The 1,188-nt window shown below is 37.0% G+C and carries 2 pseudogenes; both read right to left on the bottom strand.

Annotated elements, in window-relative coordinates:
- Positions 1 to 573: pseudogene (locus tag CO726_RS30975) on the bottom strand (hypothetical protein); the annotation flags it as partial.
- Between the two features lie 9 nt (positions 574 to 582).
- Positions 583 to 1,188, bottom strand: a pseudogene (locus CO726_RS30970) (RNA-binding protein); the annotation flags it as partial.

The raw sequence follows: 1,188 nt of genomic DNA, 5'->3' as shown, positions 1-1,188 counted from the left end.
AGCAAAACTTAAAGGAGGGGTAGATACCCCTTTACTAATAGATGGATGCATAATATGCCCTAAAAAGGATGGAGCATAGCGTAGGTGGCAAAGTAGGTCTATATCATGCCAATAACGTAGGTGAACATATTTACCGTGATTATCAAGTCGTTCTGGAGCAAAGAAGAACATATTTCCTTGCCAGTATTTTAAAAGCTTATAACCATTATCGGATAACGTATATGTTTCTTCAAAGATCTCCATATCAAAATTCTTGACTTGCCATTTTTCAATCAAACGATAGTAAAGTAATCCTTGAAGTGCATCATTTATTTTCTTACGTGAATATTTATCCTTAAATAAATATAATAAATGATTAAATCGAACAGATGTATGCACCCCGATGAAAGTGAGGATAGCATACTGTTCTTCTGTTAAACGCTGCTTAAACTTAACCAATTCGTCATAAGAACGAAATACATAATTTTTATCCAGTTCATGTATTCGATATATTTGAAGTCCCTGTACATCTTCACTTGATAAATGAGGAATAGAAGGGACATAAGTAGACAATTGTTTCTCTATTGTACGCATAGTCATCCATTAAAATTGGAAAATTGACGAATTAGATTTTTTACTTTGGCCCTGCGGGTAATTTAGGATACGCACCGTTCCCTTTCTATTTTGGGCATCAATATTAAGCAGCTCGCATGTAACAATCGTTTGGTTTAATGCATCTTCCGCAGTTGGATTGGCAAGATTACGACTCTTTAGTCCCTTAAACTGAATACCTGGTGCAACTTCTACGAAAATGCCGGCAATTGCATCAACCCCTACTATTTTCCCTACAAAGCGGTCACGACGTTTCTTTAGTTCTAACAATTTTTCAATTGGATCTGTTTCTAGTTTCTTTTTATTTCCTCTAAATTCATAACGGCCATTCTTTTCCCCTACTTTATCGATGATAAGTTCTACAACATCCCCAATGACAATATCCTCCGGACGAACGAATGTATAGGACCAGTGTGAGTACCTTACCCCTACTGTTACGCCATGCACTTCAACTAAGACAGTCTGTGCAGATGGGATATGACCCGAAACAGTTCCTGTGTACACTTTACTGCCTTCTTGCGCTGTTACTTCTTCATATAATCTTTTTTGAAGTGCTAACTCTCCTGCTGTGATAGATACAACAGCAAAGTTGCCTTC

The organism is Bacillus fungorum (assembly GCF_002746455.1).
GTDB lineage: Bacteria > Bacillota > Bacilli > Bacillales > Bacillaceae_G > Bacillus_A > Bacillus_A fungorum.
This window is presented reverse-complemented; position numbering and strand designations above follow the sequence as displayed.